The following is an 18,991-nucleotide window of genomic DNA, read 5'->3' on the forward strand; positions in this document are numbered from 1 at the left end:
GTATAATAAATTGTAATGATAAGGTTATTTTGTTTGTATAAATTGCTAATTTAGAATACCAGCGTCTTCCACAAACGTTAAAGCCCGGTGGAGCATCTCAACATCCTGAACTAATGCCAATCGTACATATCCTTCGCCTGAAGGTCCAAAGGCACTTCCTGGGGTTACGATAATCCCTGCCTGGGTGACCAGATCCATGGCAAATTGTTCGGATGTGTCATAATGAGCAGGAATTCGCGTCCAGATGAACATCGTAGCTTCAGGTTTGGCAATCTCCCATCCCAATCGGCTAAAACCCTCGCACAGAATGTTTCTGCGCTCCTCGTAGATGGCCCTCACCCGATCAACGTCCGTCTGATCTCCGGTAATTGCAGCAATAGCAGCCTTTTGGAGTGGCAGGAACATCCCATAGTCCATATTGGACTTTAATTTTTTCAGCATCGCTACAATATCCGGGTTACCCACACAGAAGCCGATCCGCGCGCCGGCGAGCCCGTAGGTTTTCGACAAGGAGTTGAATTCTACGCCCACATCCATCGCCCCGGGAAACGAAAGGAAGCTTCCACACGCTCGTCCATCAAACACAAGCTCACTATAGGCATTGTCATGGAGAACGATAATATCATATTTCTTGGCAAAAGCAATCAGATCGAGGTAGAACTGGTCCGGTGCCATCGCGGTCGTGGGATTGTTGGGATAGGACACCAGCATGAATTTGGCACGTTGTGCGACATCCTCAGGGATATCTTGAAGTTGAATGACATATCCATGTTCTTCCTTTTGCGACATGTAGTATAATTCAGCTCCCGCCAGTAAGGGCCCATCCGCGAAAATCGGATAACAGGGGTCGGGAACGAGAACGATATCCCCTTCATCCACAATGGACAGCGAAATATGCGCCAAACCTTCCTGGGAGCCGAGCAAGGAGCAGATTTCGGTCATGGGGTTCAGCTGCACCTGGTACCTTGTTTGGTACCACTCGCTAACCGCCTGCAGCAGCTCACTTTGATCATTGATGGCGTAAATATAGTTCCGGGTGTCCACTGCGGCTTCAACCAAAGCGTCAATAATATGTTGTGCTGGAGGAATATTGGGTGTGCCCACACTAAGATCAATGACAGGCTCGCCATTCTCCAGTCGTTGTCGCTTTATCTCCAGCAAGCGGGTGAAAATCCCCTCTTTAAAATAATTCATACGTTTAGCAGATTTCATCGTGACACAACCTCCGTAACTGATTCGCCAGTAGTCTCTTTCTATCATAAATGGAGGAGGGACAAATGAGAAGAGAGCGAGAGGATCTTCATTGACACACATCCAAAATTTGAGGATAAAGCTAGAAATGAGTTGAATATTGAATAAAGTATGATATGATGTCTTTAAATAAAGAAAATAATGCTATATATAGAAAATAATTACATAAAATACTCTCTGCTTCAGGCTGAACACTTCTTGGTTCATCATATTGAAAGCGTTTCCAATAAACAACCGGAGTAATTATATGACTTGGTCTGAATCTTAACTTCTGTTCAATCTAGGGTTGGTGTCCGAGCTATGTTGACCTCGCAAAAGCAGGTTGTAAGTGGCTCGGCTGAAACCATATATGCTAGCGCTTTTCCGGGAGGCAATCTGCACAGAAAAGAGGTGAGTGATTCAGATTCATGTTTCACAAATTCAAATCAAATTGGAGGAAAAGTGAATGATTCGAAAACGATTGGTATTTTTGCTGGTAATTGTTCTGTTATTCAGTGGTTTGCCTATGGGATTCACTCATGCTGCCAATCAGCCTCTCGCGAAGCTTCCTGGAAACGCGAACCCGCTCATGGATCATAAATTGGGAGCCGACCCCAGTGTGCTGGTGCACAACGGCAGAGTTTACGTTTATATGTCAAGTGATGCTTATGCCTACAACGGTAATGGTACGGTTAAAGAGAACGACTTTAGCATGCTGAACAAAGTTCATGTTATATCCTCTGCCGATATGGTGAACTGGACAGACCACGGGGCCATTCCGGTAGCAGGCAGCAATAATGCCAATAACGGTCAGGGCATTGCCAAGTGGGCGTGGGGGTCCTGGGCTCCAGTCGCTACCAAAAAAAGCATAGCCGGAAAGGACAAGTTCTTCCTTTATTTTGCGAACAGTGCATCAGGCATTGGTGTGCTTACGGCGGATTCACCAATTGGACCTTGGAGCGACCCGCTCGGCAAGGCGCTGGTAACGCTCAGTACGCCTGGCATGTCAGGCGTGACATGGCTTTTTGACCCGGCTGTGCTGGTTGATGATAACGGCACAGGATACCTGTATGTTGGTGGAGGCATTCCGAATAATTCCGATCCGGCGTCCATTGCGAATCCCAAAACGGCCCGGGTTCTCAGACTGGGGGACAATATGACGAGCATTGTCGGAAGTGCAGCCATGATTGATGCGCCTTATTTGTTCGAGGATTCGGGCATTCATAAGTACAATGGGAAGTACTATTACTCATATTGCATTAACTTTTCCGGCACACACCCTGCTGCCTATCCGGCAGGAGAGATTGGTTACATGGTAAGTGACAATCCGATGGGTCCGTTCACGTACAAAGGTCATTTTCTGAAAAATCCTTATGCCTTCTTCGGTGTCGGTGGCAACAATCACCATGCTGTATTTAATTTCAACAACCAATGGTATACCGTGTATCATGCTCAAACGGTAAGTAAAGCTCAGCTAGGCGATGGCAAGGGATACCGTTCGCCGCATATTAACAGGCTGGTGCATAATGCTGATGGCACGATTCAGGAAGTGCAGGGGAACCTGGCAGGCATCTCGCAGATCGCCAATCTGAACCCGTACAACCGGGTGGAAGCGGAGACGATTGGTTGGCAAGCGGGCATCACAACCGAGCCGACTCAGGCTGGCGGTGGCCCTTACAGCAACCAGAATGTCACGAATATTCATAATGGCGACTGGATTGCTTTGGGGAACGTGGACTTTGGTTCCGCAGGTGCGAGTACCTTTAAAGCCAATGTTGCCTCGACGGTGGGCGGCAACATTGAAATATGTCTCGACAGCGCTACAGGTCCGCTTGTTGGTACGCTTAATGTGACTTCGACAAGTGGGGCTCAGAACTGGAAGGAAATCCAGACCACTGTGAATAATGCGACAGGTGTCCATCGGTTATATCTGGTGTTCACGGGCTCAGGCAGCAGTAACTTGTTCAATCTGGATTATTGGCAGTTTGGCAGCAACACATCCAGCAACCCGGTGACCAAGGTTGAAGCTGAGAGTATGACCCTAAGTGGTTCATATGCGGGAACGATCAGTTCCCCCTTCAACGGAGTAGCCTTATATGCCAATCAGGATGCTGTGGCGTATAACCAGTATTTTGGAAATCCAACCCATCAATTCTCGGTGCGGGGTGCCTCCAACAACAGCAGTACAGCAAGAGTGGATCTGGTTATTGGCGGCGTCACACATGGTTCCTTTTATTTCACAGGAACTCAGCCAACCGTTCAAACCTTGTCCAACATCACCCATGCAACTGGACCGCAGGAGGTCAAACTGGTTGTAACCACGGATAATGGGACATGGGATGCGTATGTAGATTATATGGAATATTCCTTGTGATCTATGGTTAGATCCGAAAGATCAGGAGGCAATGCGATGTTGAGAAGACTATGTCGATTTCGACTATTTCCATGTAGAGTAGATGAAGCATGAAGCGCCTTCTTCTTGAAATGCTGAACCCCCGCATGAAGCCATGTGGGGGGAGTTTACTTTTCGAAGGGAGAAGCGGAGAGGGGTTACCTGTATCTGTTATCCGTTCTTGAGGGCAATAAGCCGATTAGAACGTCGGACTTCTCAATGTGCTCTTCATGATTTACAATTAAAGGAATTCTAGTCATGAATCAGTATCACAGAAAGGGAGGGTGATCCATAATGAACGAACCGTGGGCTGCTTCGATGGGTGGAGTTCCTTGGAATGAGGACAAAATGGACAAGGCGATCAACCAGCTGCGGAATCGGGCTGCAATTGATTATGTTGTCGGGCTGGACGAAATGCATGATCTGCGAAAACTGGATGAACATGTGTTTGCCAAACGACCAGATTTGATTTTAAATGTATCCAACATAGATGTGAAGGGGCGGTATTCAGAAGAGTTTCTGGGGATAGTGGCAGGTTTAAAGTATGTCACTGCTTTACAGCTGGATATCAAGCAGCCACAGGATTTGAGTGTATTAGGTGCGCTGCAAAAGATGGAGTTTCTAAACATTCGCTCACCCAAAAAGCAAAATTTGGACTTCATTCGGAGTTACAAATACTTGAATTACCTCGCACTTAGTGGGAAATTTCCCGATCTCTCGCCGATTGAGGACTGCATTCGATTGAGTACCCTCGTCCTGAACTGTGACATTGATCAGCTTGATTTTGTTGTAGACCTGCCATTTATTGAGTATTTGGCTATCGATCATTGTACATTGGCTGGTTCACTCGAAGTACTGGCTGAATCCAATATCCGCATGCTGAGGTTGTCGTCCGTAAAGAATCTGACCGAGATCGAGGCATTGGGGAAGTTACATCATCTAGTCTTTCTGCATCTGTCCCTGCCCAAAATTGAGCGTCTGTGCGACTTCTCACTCATGAAGAATCTTAGGCAGCTTGAACTGGATTTTATGAAATCGTTACAGGAGCTGGACAATCTGTGGACAGCGGATCAACTAGAGGTGCTGGAATTCAAAGAGATACATAAGGGAATCAAGGCAGAAGCTTTTGAAAGATTGACTGAAATGCCAGGTTTGCAACAGGTCGATTTCCGTTTTATCGATCAGAGTAAAGGTCGTATTGCTGCCATGCGAGAACGAATGGTTGAAGCAGGGAAAGGACATCTTCTCTATGAGAATATTCCTCAAGAACAACGAATCCCTTCGATGGCTCATGTGCACCTGTCCAAAATTCTAATGTAGATCATACACAATGCCCGCTTCCGAGCGGGCGTTTGTGTATTTACAACATCTTTGCTTAATACCTGCTCACGCCTTCTAGCCATGACTGGAGGAGATGAATGGCTCATCACCTGCATGACGCTTGCGGTATTCTCCGGGGGTCATCCCGTACCGACGCTTGAACATGCGGATAAACGAGTTGACATTCTGATAGCCAACCTGTGTGGCGATATCCTGAATTCGCAGATCGACATTCACAAGCAGCTCCTTGGCTCGCTCCGTCCGCAGATTATTCAGATATTCACTGAAGTTGATGCTGGTCTTTTCTTTGAAAATACTCGAAAGGTACCCCGAAGTTAAATTCAACTTGTCGGCAACAATATTCAAATTAATATCTTCCCCATAATGATGATCCAGGTAGTCCAGCACAAAGGTGATAACCGGATCGCGCGTTTCCAACTGGCTGCGTACTGCCGCAAGTACCGGTTGAGCCAACGCCTGAAGCCATTCCCTGTACTGCTGCATGGAATGAAAACCAGCAAAAGCCTCTCCCGGAGGAGAAGAGCGAAGCTCGGATTCGATGTGTGTCAAATTCAGCTTCATCACCGTCTTGCCAATTTGTTCGACTGCGCCGATTGCAAATGTGCGGAAGTCTTCCGCGGCCGCATCCTTGTGCAGCAGTTGTTCCAACTGGCGATCCAGCCAAGCGAGAACAGCCTCCTCATTACCGGATTGCAGCAGATTGTGCAGCTCCTCCCCATAGGTTACCTTCACATGGAAGGCATTAGAGGAGGAAGCGCGCGGCTCTACAATAATCTGCGTTTCCCCATTGAGTCTCCGCTCTTTCAACAGAATGGACAGATTTCTGTACGCATCGGTAAACGGGATTTCTCCGGAATATACTGGACTCACTGCGATGGTTAGGTAGAGGGATTCTTCGGTAGCGAGCAATTCTTTCAGTGTATCCAGCGCCTGCAGTATACCACTCTGCGGACCGGGATCGAATAGCAGCAGGAGCAGCTGATCCTGCTCGGGCTGAAGGGCAACACTGTTGTTTTGGCTGCTGGTGAACAGACTCTGAATCAGTTTCCATAATAACAAGGTATGCTGACCGAATTCATCCGACAGGGATTTGAAGCCAACCTTGAACAAGATGGAGACGTAGGGCTGCTCGGGCTGCCGAACCTCCTCAAGCTCCGCAAGATAAGAGCTGAGCGGGATGTTCTTCACTTTATGGGTATAGGCATACTGGCGTACAAGAGAGTTTTTCTGTGCGAGATCACTTTGAATGTAGCGGTTATTCTCCAGAATAGAGCTGAAACGGTCGCCAATCATGGCAAATTCCTTTACACTGCTCCATTTGTCCGGTCCACCGTCCGTGGTTCGGTCAAGGGCTGCAATGAGGCGCTGAAGCGGTTGGTTTAATCGCAAGCTGAAAAACAGGGAGGAGAGCACACTGACCAGTATGGCAGCGCCGAGCAGGACAGCCAGCAGCAGCTGCATACCGCGCATTTCCGCGGCAATTACCGCCGCTTGGGTAACCCGGACGTAGGTAAAACCGGTTTGCTTGCCTTTCTCATAGAAGTAGTATTGATCCCCAATACGTTCATGTCTGCTTCCATCTGCAGGAAGCTGAGGGTTCGTCGGCATATTCCCATCTGTGGTGAAGAGCAGGTGCCCTTCGGTGTCCAGAATGTAGAATGGATTATTGCCGGCATCCCCATACGTATCCTGCATACGCTGCGGGTTCAGCATAACAATGCCGTACACATCCTCGTAAGGAATAGCTTTCATCATGACAGGCATCAGTTGTCCGAGAGAGCGTGAAGAATGAAGAGTGTTTTCCGTGAAAACTGCGGCAGGCATCACTTTCAGGAATTGGTTGTTCATCGTTTGAGATTTCCAGTAATCCGGCGGATATTCTTTACTATAATAATATTTCCCGAACATATCGCTGGCACTGCTGAGACCTTCCTTTTCCAGTACATAGTCTTCTTGCTTGAAATAGAGAATGAAATTGTCGATATGCAAAAAAGGATTGGTGTACAGCGTGGAAAGGTCTGACTTGACCTCTGCGGGAAGATCGTAACGTCGGTTCTCCTTAATGTGGCTCAAAATGCCCAGGTTAGCTGTCCAGGTATCCGATTGAGTGAGGGCCAGAATCATATTCTGGGTCAGTCGGAAGTGATTCTCATACCCTTCAACGGTCTGTGCAAGGCCCAGTTCATTTTGTCTGACCATCTCCTGATAAACCTTGTTGCTTAAGTACAGATGGGAGAACAGGTTAAATGAAGCCAAAATCAGGATGACACTGAGAAAACTCAGCATTAGCTTGACAAACAGTCCATTCAGTGCGAATTTGCTTGTAAGCAGTCCCTTCATTATGAAATCCCCCTTAAGTACAGCCCCGGATCGAGTGGTTTAATCCTATCATAGCGGCATAAAGCTGACACAAACAATATACACTTTTACTGAATTATACGCGGATATCTGGAAAAAAGGAGTAAAGGAGAAAAGTTATATAACATGTAGATAGCGCTTTCTAAAGGAATGCAGCTATAATTCGGAGACGAATCCCGGAATTCCGGGGAAGTAAGCTAACATGCAAGTCAATGCACAATCATTAAAAACAACGTACAATCATCTAAGCAAGAGGGGGCATGCCGATGGCTGATACTGGTGTAATGCAAAGCAAACCGCAAAAAGAAGCGCACCGGCCGCCTCGGCGGAAGTCGCGTTTGATCCGAACCTGGAACAGGAACAAGGCGCTATGGCTGCTATTCCTGCCATGCCTCCTGTATTATTTGATCTTCCGCTATGCGCCGATGTTTGGTTTGGTCATCACGTTCAAGGATTACAATCTGTTTAAAGGGATTTGGGCCAGTGATTGGGTGGGATTCAAATATTACCGGATGTTTCTGGAGAATCCCGATTTTTGGCCGCTGATGAAGAATACGTTTCTGCTGGGAGTGTATAAGCTGGTGTTCGGCTTTCCGGCCCCGATCCTGCTGGCCATTCTGCTGAATGAGGTACGAAGGGCAGCATTCAAGCGTTTTGTGCAGACGGTCAGCTATCTTCCGCATTTCATCTCGAATGTAATCGTGGCGAGTATGGTGATTATGTTTCTGTCCCCAACCGGAGGGCTAATTAACAATTTGCTGGCAGGAATCGGCATTGGGCCAATCAATTTCATGAATGAACCCGGGCTGTTTCGTGGCATCTATGTCCTGTCTGAAATCTGGCAGCACATTGGCTGGGAAACCATCATTTATCTGGCCGCGCTGACGGCCATCGACCCGCAGTTGTATGAAGCTGCGGATATGGACGGAGCAAGCCGATTGCGCAAAATCTGGCATGTCACCCTGCCCGGGATATCTCCCGCGATCGTCATTACACTGATACTGAATATCGGCAAAGTATTGGAGATTGGCTTCGAAAAAGTCTTCCTGATGCAGAATCCGGCGATCTACGATACAGCGGATATTATCAGCACATATGTTTACAGGGTAGGCATGGTACAGGGGAACTTCAGCTATGGTGCGTCCATTGATTTGTTCATGGGAGTCATCAGTCTGATCTTCATCTATACAGCCAACTGGCTCAGCCGCCGATTAAGTGAGACCAGTCTATGGTAGAAAGAGGTGTGGCGTGAAATCACTCCGATTTTCCTGGTTCAACGTTGTGGCATCCCTGATTCTGTTGTTCGTTGTGGTGGTCACACTCTATCCGTTTCTTCATATGTTGGCGGTTTCCCTCAGCAGCAATGTGAACGTCATGCAAAACAATATTTCCTTCTGGCCCAAGGGCTTTAATCTGAGCATGTACAAACTGGTGCTGGGCGATCCGCAAATCTGGACGGCTTACCGAAATACGATCATTTACACTGTGCTTGGCACACTGATCTCGCTGGTGGTCACCTCTACGGGAGCCTATGCATTGTCCAGAAAGGATATGGCCTTGCGCAATACCTTCACCGTACTGATTGTCATTACGATGTTCTTAAGCGGCGGGATGATTCCGACCTTCCTGGTGGTCCGTTCATTGAATCTGGTGGACACCGTTTGGGGCATGGTTCTCCCTGGGGCAGTCAGCACCTGGAACCTGATTCTGATGCGCACATTTTTTTCGGGCATCCCGAAAGAACTGGAGGAATCGGGCCGTATGGACGGTTTGAGCGATATTGGCATCTTCATCCGGATTATTGTGCCGTTATCCAAGGCTTCTTTTGCTACAATTGCCCTTTTCTATGCCGTGGGCATGTGGAACAACTTCATTTTCCCACTGCTCTATCTAAGGTCTCCCGATTTGTTTCCACTCCAGGTGCTGCTGCGTAATCTCGTGCTGGCCGGAAGTGCAAGCTCAGGCGATGTAACGTCGATTGGAGGAGATAATCTGGTGGTGGAGGAATCGCTCAAGTATGCGACCATCATGGTCTCAACCCTGCCGATATTGGTCATCTATCCGTTTGTACAGAAGTATTTCGTCAAGGGAGCCATGGTTGGTGCTGTTAAAGGCTAAACGCACACAAGGAATGCACCGCAAATTTAGATTAAGGGAGAGAAGCTTATGGGCAAATGGAAATTGGTAATACTTCCCCTGCTGGTTGCAGTAACGATGGTGGCAGGGTGCAGCGGTGGAGGCAACGGTGTCGACCCGCAAACGAATACCAAGGGAAACGGCAGCGGTATAACCGATAATTCTACTGGGGAGGGAAAGACCTTTACGGCGCTGCTGGATAACAATCCCACATTCCCTTATTCCAAGAGCTGGCCCATCTGGAGCTGGGTGAAGGAAAAGACGGGCGTTACGCTGGAGGTGCAGACACCTTCCGGCAAACTGGATGAGAGTCTGAACCTGGCGATTGCCTCCAAAACGCTGCCTGATCTGATGTATATGCCCAATCGGAAGGATTCAAACAAGTTTGGTCAGCAGGGTGCACTGGTGGATCTGATGGAGTATATGGACAACATGCCAAATTTGAAGGCATGGATGAAGCAGTATCCCGAGGAGGCGAAGGCTGCCCTGTCCGCCGATGGCAAAATGTATATGTTCCCCAATCAGGGCTTTGGCGAGACGAATCGCATGATCTGGATGTACCGCAAGGATGTTTTTGACAAGGAAGGCATCCAGGTTCCAACAACCTATGAAGAGCTGCATGCAGCGCTGAAGACGCTGAAGGCGAAATACCCGGATAGCTATCCGCTCTCGATCCGCTACGGTCAGATCCCGGATGAGATGAATGCCAATATGACGGTGAACTATGGAACCGGTGAGGGTGCCTACTATGATTTTGACCAGAAGGAATGGCGCTATGGACCGACGGAAGATAACTACAAGGCGATGGTGGGGATGTGGAAAAGTTTTTACGATGAAGGGTTGGTCCCACCCGACTTCTTATCACTGCAAACCAAGCAGTGGCAGGATATGGTCTCGACTGGAAAATCATTTGTGACGATTGATTATATCAGCCGGATTGATTTCTTTAACAATGCCATGCAGCAGGAGAATCCGGAGTTCAACATGCAGTTTATGGCCCCTCCGGCGGGCATTTCCGGCGGCAAACAGCTGAATCCGTATTTTCATTATATGGAAGGCGGATTGACGGTGGCTTCGACCTCCAAGAACATTGATGATGTGATAAAGTATATGGACTTTTTTTATTCCGAGGAAGGACGTACGCTGAGCAGCTGGGGTGTAGAGGGCGAGACCTTTATAAAAGAAGGCGATACGATCAAGTTCAAGCCGGAGTATAACGATGTCATTGAAATGCGCAAGCAGACAGGGCTTCAGACCAGCGGGACCTATACCTGGATTGATTTCAACGCTCACTTGTCGCTGTTCTCGGACGATCTAAAGTATGCTTATGAACAAGCGGTCAAATATGATCCTCCCGCAATGCAGCCAAGACCTGCTTTTACAGAAGTGGAAAATGAAATCATATCCATTACCGGGCAGGCGATCAAGAAGCACCGCGATGAGAGCTTTGCCAAATTTGTTACCGGTTCTCGAAATCTGGCGGATTGGGAGAAGTATGTGGAGGAGATTAACAATCTGGGGGTAGATCAGCTGCTAAACACCTATAAGGAAGCGTATGACCGTGTTCAGAATGTTCAGCTGAGTGCGAAATGAGCGAATGTACGTAAGGTACGGCACGGAAATCCTAGACCATTACCGAATGGCAAAAGGAGGCTTCGCTTATGAAAAGGCAGCATCTGCGTGTGTACTCCGGATTCAGGCTAGCCATGGTTCTGTTGATATGTATGGTATCGATTGGAATACCCTTTCCTGGTAAGGCGGAAGCAGCCGGTTCAATCTCGCTGGACGCACCTGGGGGTGGATATGTGTCGGACGGAGGGATGGTAGAGATCGGAGGCAGCTACACCGACCTGTACGACATTCGGCTGTATGTGAACGGAACGGCTCAGTACGAAGTGCTGATGGATGATCCGGACGGGGATGACAGCGGCACTTGGTCTTATATGCTGGATACCTCGGGATATAACGGGACTGTCGAACTGGTGGTTCGTGGACTGGATACGACCTCTCGCTACGGGGTATGGGGTGTGCCCGCTATCCTTACAGTCAATAACCCGGCAGGTGCTGTCCCTGATGTAACGATTACAAGTCCATCCGAAGGTGTGTCGCTTAGCGGTCAGGTGGAGGTTTCGGTCCAGGCCAGCTCGCCAATTCCAATCATGCTGGTCGAGGTACGGGTGAACCGCGGGCCTTGGGAGGAGGCTGTTCAGCAAGGTTCTGCGTATGTATACACCTGGGACACGGCGGGACTTGGCGATCGTACGGTCAGTCTGGAGGCCAGAGCGGCCAGTGCACCGGAGCGTTACGGTTATAGCCCGACGGTGTACGCTCAGGTTGGAACAGGGACGCATGAGTCTGCCGTTCCCCTTCCTGTACAGGAGCGCGCCATGTGGATCTGGGAGCCGGAGAGTTATAATCTGCTGCTGAACCCTGGATCGCGCCAGGTGCTGGAATCATTCATTACGGATACGCAGACATTCGGCCAAACACCAGTTCAAACGCTCTATCTCGCTGTGGGCGGTTATGCCGGATACGATGCGCTGGAAGCACAGGAAGCGGAGCTGCGTTCATTCATGAGCTGGGCGCACAGCAAAAATCTGCAGGTGCATGCGTTAATTGCAGGCGGCACTACGCCGGCCTATATGGGTGCTTATGAGAAATATCACGATCATGCCGTGCAGGAAATAGAGCAGGTGATCAATTACAATCTGGCAGCAGGTGATACAGAGAAGTTTGACGGTATCAATGTGGATATTGAGCCGTATATCTCTCCCGACTTCAAAGATCCAAGTCATTTTCTGCAGAAGGAATATCTGGATGGTTTGCAAAAGATGATTGGTCGCCGGGATACAGCTGGCATACGGCTTCCGTTCGGACCTGCGGTGCCCAAGTGGTATGACACATCAGACCAAGCGGTGAATATCGAGTGGAATGGCTCCAGCAAATGGCTGTCTGAGCATGTTCAGGATATTTCCGACTATATCTCCATTATGGATTACCGGGATACGGCAGATGGCTCCGCTGGTATTATTGCCGGGGCTGCTGGAGAACTGGCTTATGCGGATCAGATCGGCAAGCCGAACTCTGTGGTCATTGGTGTGGAAACGCTGGACATTGCCAATAGCGGTGACCCGGAGAGCATTACCTTCTGGGAAGAGGGCCGCATCCACATGGAAGTCGAGCTGGATAAGGTGTATGCAGCATACGGGCAGAGCAGCGGCTTCGGCGGCATAGCCGTCCATCATTATGACTCCTACCGGGCAATTCCTTCTTATTGGGGACCGGGCGGTGTAGTGTGGACAGCGCCGGATGATCAGGAAGCCCCTTCAGCCCTTTCCGGAGTTCCGTCTATCGAGGCCACTGATTATCAGACGGTTCATCTGAAATATGGAATGGCTTCGGATAACATGGAAGTGGAACGCTATGTAATATATCGAAGTACCATACAGGGGTTCACGCCTGCTGCTGCGGATATCGTCGGATTCGCCCGCGCCCTGAATTACCAGGACAAGGGACTGCTGCCGGATACGACATACTACTACCGTATTGCGGCTCGTGATTTGCGGGGCAATATCGGGCCACTCACCGATGAAGTGTCAGCGACAACCGGGAGTACCCCATTGAAGCCAATGATTGTAACGGACATGAATCTGGTCTATGGCGCATCAGGAGTATCCATCACTCTGAAGGTCAGAGATTATGATACAGGCGCAATACTTGTAGGGGCAAAAGTCGAGGGAAGATTCACTTACGCGGCGGGGCGTTACACCAGCGGGACAACCGGAGTGGATGGAAGCGTGACGCTTGTCTCGGAAGCGGTAGGAACGGGCAGACAGGTTGGTTTTGAACCGCGCAGAATCCGTTACAACGGCTATTACTATGCGGCAGGTCATGATTCGCCGCATACCACACTGCTGATGCTGAATGCCGGTAATTGAACGAACGGGCGAGAAGAATTCTGTAAGAGGAGGAAGCTTATATGAATGTAGATGGTTTGGTGGAACCGTTGGAGACGTACATCGTTGAGCGTATGCCTGTAAAGGTCTATGGAGATCGGGAGCAGATGGGGGCTGCTGCTGCCGCTGCGGTCGGGGCCAGATTAAGACAACTGCTTCAGGATTCAGAGCGCCAGGTTCGTATGGTGTTCGCTGCGGCGCCTTCGCAAAACGAATTGTATGAAGGACTGGTTAGAGAGCAAGGCATCGACTGGTCAAGGGTCTGTGCTTTTCATATGGATGAATATATAGGCCTGGCGGATACGGCTCCACAGCGCTTTGGACGGTATTTAACGGATCGGCTGTTCAGTCGGGTGCATCCTGGGCGGGTGGAGCTGCTCGATGGGCTTCACGATGTGGAACAGGAATGCCGGAGATATGGAGATCTGCTGCGTGCGGCTCCCATTGATATCGTCTGTCTCGGAATCGGTGAAAATGGGCACATTGCCTTCAATGACCCGCCTGTTGCCGATTTTGAAGATTCGAGGGTTGTCAAAGCGGTGAAGCTGGATGAAGCCTGCCGCCGTCAGCAGGTGAATGATGGTTGCTTTGAGCGACTGGACGATGTGCCTGTGGAGGCGTTGACCCTGACTGTGCCATCGCTAATGGCTGGAAGGGAGCTGTTCGCAATTGTACCAGGAGCATCCAAGCGGCGTGCGCTTGCGGCAGCTTTGCGTGATCCAATCAGCACGGCATGTCCAGCCACCATCCTGCGTACCCATCCCGGAATCACGATGTTCACGGACCGGGAAGCCTACGGCCTGTGAGCGTGCGAATGATCGGGAAGCACTACAGAACAGGGATGCCCATTGAGGTGAAAGTTAGAGAGGGACGTATCACGGCCATAACTGCCACCCCTGCCGTAACTGGGATTGAAGGATTACCTCCCGTGGGGCATCTTCCCTGGCTTGCACCCGGACTGGTGGATTTACAGGTGAACGGCGGATGGGGGCTGGATCTGAACACTGCCCCTCTATGTCCAAATACGGTATTGCAGCTGACCTGGAAACTGCAAAGCCAAGGTGTTACAAGTTATTGCCCGACGTTGATTACGAACAGTGCCGCAAGGCTGGCTGAGGGGGCTTCCGTTATTGCAAAAGCCGTTCGGCTGTACCCGGATGCGGCCGAGGGAATTGCGGGCATTCATCTGGAAGGCCCGTTCCTCTCGCCAGAGGACGGCCCGCGCGGCGCACACCCACGGCAGCATATTGTTCCGCCTGATTGGGAGGCCTTCAGCCGCTGGCAGGAAGCTGCCGAAGGTTTGATTCGCATCATTACCCTTTCCCCGGAGTGGCCTGATGCAGCTTCATTTATCGCCCGGTGCAGCGAATCCGGCATTCTTGTCTCGATTGGACATACGGCAGCAACGCCAGAGCAGATCAGAGAAGCGGTCGCCGCAGGAGCAGTTATGTCCACACACCTTGGCAACGGCACGCATCTGACGCTTTCACGCCATCCCAACTACCTTTGGGAACAGCTGGCGGCTGATGAGCTACATGGTTGTATGATCGCGGACGGTCATCATCTTCCGGATTCTGTGCTTGCCGTGATTCTGCGGATGAAAAGAAATCGAGCCATTTTGGTCAGCGATGCCGTCTCGCTGAGCGGTATGCCACCCGGTTCCTATCACCTGCATATCGGTGGAGATGTGGTTTTGACGCCGGAAGGTCGGCTGCATCTTGCCGGACAGCGGCAGCTGTTGGCTGGCTCGGCGATGATGCTGCCGGATCAAGTGGGCCATCTTGTGGAAGCGGGTCTTGCAGGTCTTGCCGATGCCTGGGATTGTGCATCGGTGCATCCGGCCCGGCTGCTGGGACTTGAACAGGCAGCAGGACTTGAGGTCGGAGCGCCTGCGGATATCGTTAGCTTCCACATGGAGGGTGGAAAGTTGAGTCTTTTGCAATGCTGGAAGAAAGGCCAGATCAGTCCACAGAGCCGAGAATAGGGGGAGAGCGATGCAAAGTTTGATACCGCAACCGAAGCAGATTGCAGCAACCGAGGCAGACGCCTTGCGGCTGAATGGCAAGGAAACATGGAGTCTTTACATGGAGCAGGATGATCCTAGATTGGAAATTCATTGCCGTCGGTCATTTCCAGACATGAAATATGTATGCTCAAGGATAGAGAGAGGTTATTCGCTAGTCATTGAACTTGAACGTCTCTCAGAGCAGGAAATGCAGCAGGAAGTCGATGAGGTTCAAGGAACCCATGCAGTTCATGAAGTCCTTGAGGTGCCCGAAATGTCCGATATGCCTGAAGTGTCCGCAGTCCCTGAAGCTCATGAAGTTATAGGAGTGGGGGGACAACAGAAAAGTTCTGTCATCTCAGGTGTCCATTCATTCATCGGAAATGATGAGGCAGACCCCGCCGGGCTTGCTGGGCGACCACAAGGGTATCGGCTGGAGGTTACCGCTAGAAGGGCTGAGGTCTTCGCGCTGGATGCGGCGGGTCTATTTTACGGATTACAGACACTGGTACAACTTCGCGGATCGGATGGAGTCATCCCGGCCGTGTCCATAACCGACTGGCCGGATACAGCGGTGCGGGCAATGAATTTGGATCTGCGGCAGACGTTCTCGAAGCCGGAGCTGTTGATTGGGTATTTGGCGGAATTCGCTCGTTATAAGACAAATGCGATTTTGGTTGAATATGAGGATAAATTTCCATTCCGCATGCATCCGGAGTTCGCACACCCGAAGCATGCGTTAAGCCTCTCACAGCTGGAAGAGTTGAAACGGAATGCCCATGAGCACTTTATGGAGATTATTCCGCTTCAGCAGAGCTTTGGACATCTGGAATATGTATTGCGCCACGAAGGTTGGCGGCATCTTCGCGAGACAGAGCAATCCACAGGAGAGATCTGCCCGTCCCATCCGGAATCCTTCGGGTTGATTACTACGCTGCTCGAAGAAATGATCGACGCCCACCCGGACTCGCGTTATATCCATCTGGGCTGTGACGAGGTCTACAGCCTATGTGAATGTGAACGCTGCAAAGTCGAATTTGAGGGCATAAGGGAAAGAGCCTTTATAGCCTTTTTAAACCGTCTGATCGCATTTACGGCAGAGCGGGGGAAACAGCCGATTTTCTGGCATGACATGCTGGATAAATGTCCGCCAGAGGAACTGGCTAAGCTGGATCAGCGAAGTGCCGCTATGGTCTGGATCTACAACGGTCGCAATATCGAAGCGGAAGTCACTTCGCATGCGGATAAATTCAGGTCGCTCGGCATTGAAATTATGGGAGCGCCAGCAGTCCGCAGCTTTGACTGGGCGGAGCATCAGAATTATCCGGTGCTTTTGAACCGGACGGATAATTTGCTTCAGTGGGCAGAGACGGCCGACAAGCTGGATCTGGACTGCGTGGTTGCCACCAACTGGACAGGGCCATTCAGTCTCGGTGTTCCGTATGGTATTTTTGAAACCACCTGGTACCCTATGCTGCTGCATGCAGATTTGGCCTGGAACCGTAAGGCGGATGCCACAAGTTTCATCGACCGTTTTCTGGAACGGTTTCATGGTATTGATCCTGCTACCGGACACAACCTTCTCGGCAATTACAGGGTAGAGGATTATTATGATGTGATCTGGAAGCTGATGGACGTAGTGCGCGAGCATAAGGAAGAAGCGGAACTGATTGCGATCATGCATGATTTTGAAGTAGCGACAGATCGTTCGCGCGCCATTCACAAGTATGCCTACCGTTGGGAGCTGTATCCCGGCGACGATGCGGAGTGGCGCTCACTCCAAAACAATTATACGAGAAACCGCCGCGGGCGCGAGGGTGTTCTGCCTCGGATGAAAGCTGCGTTGGAGCGTTACCAGCCCGCTGATATGGCGGAGCATTTTGTGAAATCGAGGTTCTATCTGCATGATTATCTGGAGCGCACGCTTTATCACGAATTAGGTCTGTACAAAAGCCATTCACAAGCCCATCTGACGGCAATGAGTCTGGAAGACAAAATAGCCATGATGTGCGTCATAGGCACACCATCGACTCGGGCCGAGCCGGAGTTTCGCGGCAGAATGGAACAGCAACGATTCGGTGGAATAGGTATCTTTCCACATAACGTCGAGAGTGAGCAGCAGACGCTGGCGCTGCTGGGGGAAGTACAGAACATAGCCGGAGATCATGGAAGTTCTGTACCTTATTATGTTTCGGTAGATGAAGAGGGCGGCACCTTGTCCAAATTCAAGGCCTTTTTTCCCTATATCCCTGGCAACCGGGCAGTCGGGTTAAGTGAAGATCCGGAAGCCGCCCGTTTGCTCGGTAAAATCATTGGCAGTGAGCTGCACTTCCTTGGCATTCCCATGAACTGGGCACCTGTGCTGGATGTGAACACGAATATAGATAATCCGGTTGTGGGTGTTCGCTCCTTTGGAGAGGACCCGCAGCTGGTGGCCCAATTCGGCCGCGCTTATATTCAGGGAATGCATGAAGCGGGTGTCGCCGTGACGGCAAAGCATTTTCCCGGCCACGGGCAAGTGAGCGGAGACTCACATATTGTTCTGCCCGAATGTGAGCTAACGATTGAGCAGTTGAGGGAAGGCCCGCTGCTTCCCTTCGTGCAGGCGATTGAAGCCGGGGTGGATTCAATCATGATGGGGCATCTGGTGTTCCCCAACATTCCGGAGGCGGGCGGACTACCGGCTTCACTCAGTCCTTTTTTTGCCACGGAACTGCTGCGGAAACAGTTGGGCTTTACGGGGGTGATCTGTACCGACGATATAGAAATGGGGGCCATTCGCAAAAACTTCAGCCCGGAAGACGTGGGGGTGCTGGCTGTTCAGGCGGGGAACGATATGATTCTCATGTGCCATACGCCGGAGTTTCAGAGCCGGGTAATCGCGGGAATTCTGGCCGCAGTGCGTGATGGGCGAATCAACGAGGCGCGAATCGACGAGTCGGTTCTTCATATTCGGCAGCTGTATGACCAATTTCAGCGGTACCGGGCGGCTGCACAGCCGATTCCCAGAGAGCATTGGGATGAATCGGCACTGAAGCTGGCTCGTATGACTGTGAAAGTCACCCGGGACCCGCAGGGCCTGCTGCCACTTAAGAACTCACTGAAATATTTGCTGATACTGCCACAGCAGGAGCAGCTGACCCGGGCCGATAATAGTGGTTCTGCCGAGATTAGGCTGGCCTCCTTGTTGAAAGATGCAGGCTTGGTTGTGGAGACACGCTACTGTGCAATGAAGCCGGGAGCGGAGGAGATCGCGTCACTCGTGCAGCAGGCTTCTGCTTCAGATGTTGTTATCCAGGGCACGCTTAATGCCCATCTGTTCACAGGTCAACTGGGTCTCGCCAAGGTTTTGGCCGCGGTGAAGCCGCTGCTGAATCTGGTGCTGCGCAATCCTTATGATGACGCCGCACTGCCGCAGACAGCCGGAAGCATACTGCTGTGCTCAACCTCCGATTACTCATTGCGGGCACTGGTAGAGCGTATCGTAGCCCCAAAGTGACATATCGGGAATAAGATGCTCAACATGAAAATGAAACATACCCAAAAGTCAAAAGTTCCAAAGTCCCAAAGTCC

The 18,991-nt window shown here is 50.5% G+C and carries 11 protein-coding genes; 9 read left to right on the forward strand and 2 right to left on the reverse strand.

The annotated features are described in order from the left end of the window. Nucleotides 1-45: 45 nt before the first annotated feature. Nucleotides 46-1,212, reverse strand: coding sequence for an aminotransferase class I/II-fold pyridoxal phosphate-dependent enzyme (locus tag PPA03S_RS20550; protein WP_062325741.1), 1,167 nt, complete (start codon nucleotides 1,210-1,212; stop codon nucleotides 46-48). A gap of 484 nt (nucleotides 1,213-1,696) precedes the next feature. On the opposite strand from PPA03S_RS20550, the gene PPA03S_RS20555 reads away from it, so the two are divergent. Further along, nucleotides 1,697-3,604 carry a carbohydrate-binding protein gene (locus PPA03S_RS20555; protein ID WP_062325743.1) on the forward strand — a complete coding sequence of 636 codons (1,908 nt, stop codon included), beginning with the start codon at nucleotides 1,697-1,699 and terminating at the stop codon, nucleotides 3,602-3,604. A 312-nt stretch (nucleotides 3,605-3,916) separates the two neighbouring features. Further along, nucleotides 3,917-4,942 carry a leucine-rich repeat domain-containing protein gene (locus PPA03S_RS20560; protein WP_062325745.1) on the forward strand — a complete coding sequence of 342 codons (1,026 nt, stop codon included), beginning with the start codon at nucleotides 3,917-3,919 and terminating at the stop codon, nucleotides 4,940-4,942. A gap of 75 nt (nucleotides 4,943-5,017) precedes the next feature. Here PPA03S_RS20560 and PPA03S_RS20565 read toward each other — a convergent pair whose 3' ends face one another. Then, nucleotides 5,018-7,303 (reverse strand): helix-turn-helix domain-containing protein, encoded by a 2,286-nt coding sequence (locus PPA03S_RS20565; protein ID WP_062325747.1) that lies wholly within the window; start codon nucleotides 7,301-7,303, stop codon nucleotides 5,018-5,020. Nucleotides 7,304-7,587: 284 nt separating this feature from the next. Here PPA03S_RS20565 and PPA03S_RS20570 point away from each other — a divergent pair, with 284 nt between their 5' ends. The 7 genes from PPA03S_RS20570 (at nucleotide 7,588) to nagZ (ending at nucleotide 18,917) form a co-directional block, all read left to right on the forward strand. Then, entirely contained in the window at nucleotides 7,588-8,556 is a 969-nt protein-coding gene (locus tag PPA03S_RS20570; RefSeq protein WP_082704241.1) for an ABC transporter permease, read from the forward strand. Nucleotides 8,557-8,569: 13 nt separating this feature from the next. After that, nucleotides 8,570-9,439 carry a carbohydrate ABC transporter permease gene (locus PPA03S_RS20575; RefSeq protein ID WP_062325749.1) on the forward strand — a complete coding sequence of 290 codons (870 nt, stop codon included), beginning with the start codon at nucleotides 8,570-8,572 and terminating at the stop codon, nucleotides 9,437-9,439. A 48-nt stretch (nucleotides 9,440-9,487) separates the two neighbouring features. Further along, nucleotides 9,488-11,050: an extracellular solute-binding protein gene (locus tag PPA03S_RS20580; protein ID WP_062325751.1), complete on the forward strand. Its 1,563-nt coding sequence runs from the start codon at nucleotides 9,488-9,490 to the stop codon at nucleotides 11,048-11,050. A 68-nt stretch (nucleotides 11,051-11,118) separates the two neighbouring features. After that, nucleotides 11,119-13,395 carry an Ig-like domain-containing protein gene (locus PPA03S_RS20585; protein ID WP_062325752.1) on the forward strand — a complete coding sequence of 759 codons (2,277 nt, stop codon included), beginning with the start codon at nucleotides 11,119-11,121 and terminating at the stop codon, nucleotides 13,393-13,395. Nucleotides 13,396-13,436: 41 nt separating this feature from the next. Then, nucleotides 13,437-14,219: a glucosamine-6-phosphate deaminase gene (locus PPA03S_RS20590; RefSeq protein ID WP_062325754.1), complete on the forward strand. Its 783-nt coding sequence runs from the start codon at nucleotides 13,437-13,439 to the stop codon at nucleotides 14,217-14,219. Then, a complete protein-coding gene (locus tag PPA03S_RS20595) occupies nucleotides 14,216-15,397 on the forward strand; it encodes an N-acetylglucosamine-6-phosphate deacetylase (protein WP_245683684.1) in 1,182 nt (393 codons plus the stop codon). Before PPA03S_RS20590 ends, PPA03S_RS20595 begins: the two co-directional genes overlap by 4 nt. Before the next feature lie 10 nt (nucleotides 15,398-15,407). Further along, entirely contained in the window at nucleotides 15,408-18,917 is a 3,510-nt protein-coding gene (nagZ, locus tag PPA03S_RS32985) for a beta-N-acetylhexosaminidase (protein WP_245683685.1), read from the forward strand. Nucleotides 18,918-18,991: the final 74 nt, after the last annotated feature.

The sequence above is a fragment of the Paenibacillus pabuli NBRC 13638 genome, assembly GCF_001514495.1.
Taxonomy (GTDB): Bacteria; Bacillota; Bacilli; order Paenibacillales; family Paenibacillaceae; genus Paenibacillus; species Paenibacillus pabuli.

What these genes read in the sequence shown, in the direction of transcription:
- PPA03S_RS20565 (WP_062325747.1), bottom strand. Translation starts at nt 7,303, where the DNA reads ATGAAGGGACTGCTTACAAGCAAATTCGCACTGAATGGACTGTTTGTC.
- PPA03S_RS20585 (WP_062325752.1), top strand. Translation starts at nt 11,119, where the DNA reads ATGAAAAGGCAGCATCTGCGTGTGTACTCCGGATTCAGGCTAGCCATG.
- PPA03S_RS20550 (WP_062325741.1), bottom strand. Translation starts at nt 1,212, where the DNA reads ATGAAATCTGCTAAACGTATGAATTATTTTAAAGAGGGGATTTTCACC.
- PPA03S_RS20570 (WP_082704241.1), top strand. Translation starts at nt 7,588, where the DNA reads ATGGCTGATACTGGTGTAATGCAAAGCAAACCGCAAAAAGAAGCGCAC.
- PPA03S_RS20560 (WP_062325745.1), top strand. Translation starts at nt 3,917, where the DNA reads ATGAACGAACCGTGGGCTGCTTCGATGGGTGGAGTTCCTTGGAATGAG.
- nagZ (WP_245683685.1), top strand. Translation starts at nt 15,408, where the DNA reads ATGCAAAGTTTGATACCGCAACCGAAGCAGATTGCAGCAACCGAGGCA.
- PPA03S_RS20580 (WP_062325751.1), top strand. Translation starts at nt 9,488, where the DNA reads ATGGGCAAATGGAAATTGGTAATACTTCCCCTGCTGGTTGCAGTAACG.
- PPA03S_RS20555 (WP_062325743.1), top strand. Translation starts at nt 1,697, where the DNA reads ATGATTCGAAAACGATTGGTATTTTTGCTGGTAATTGTTCTGTTATTC.
- PPA03S_RS20590 (WP_062325754.1), top strand. Translation starts at nt 13,437, where the DNA reads ATGAATGTAGATGGTTTGGTGGAACCGTTGGAGACGTACATCGTTGAG.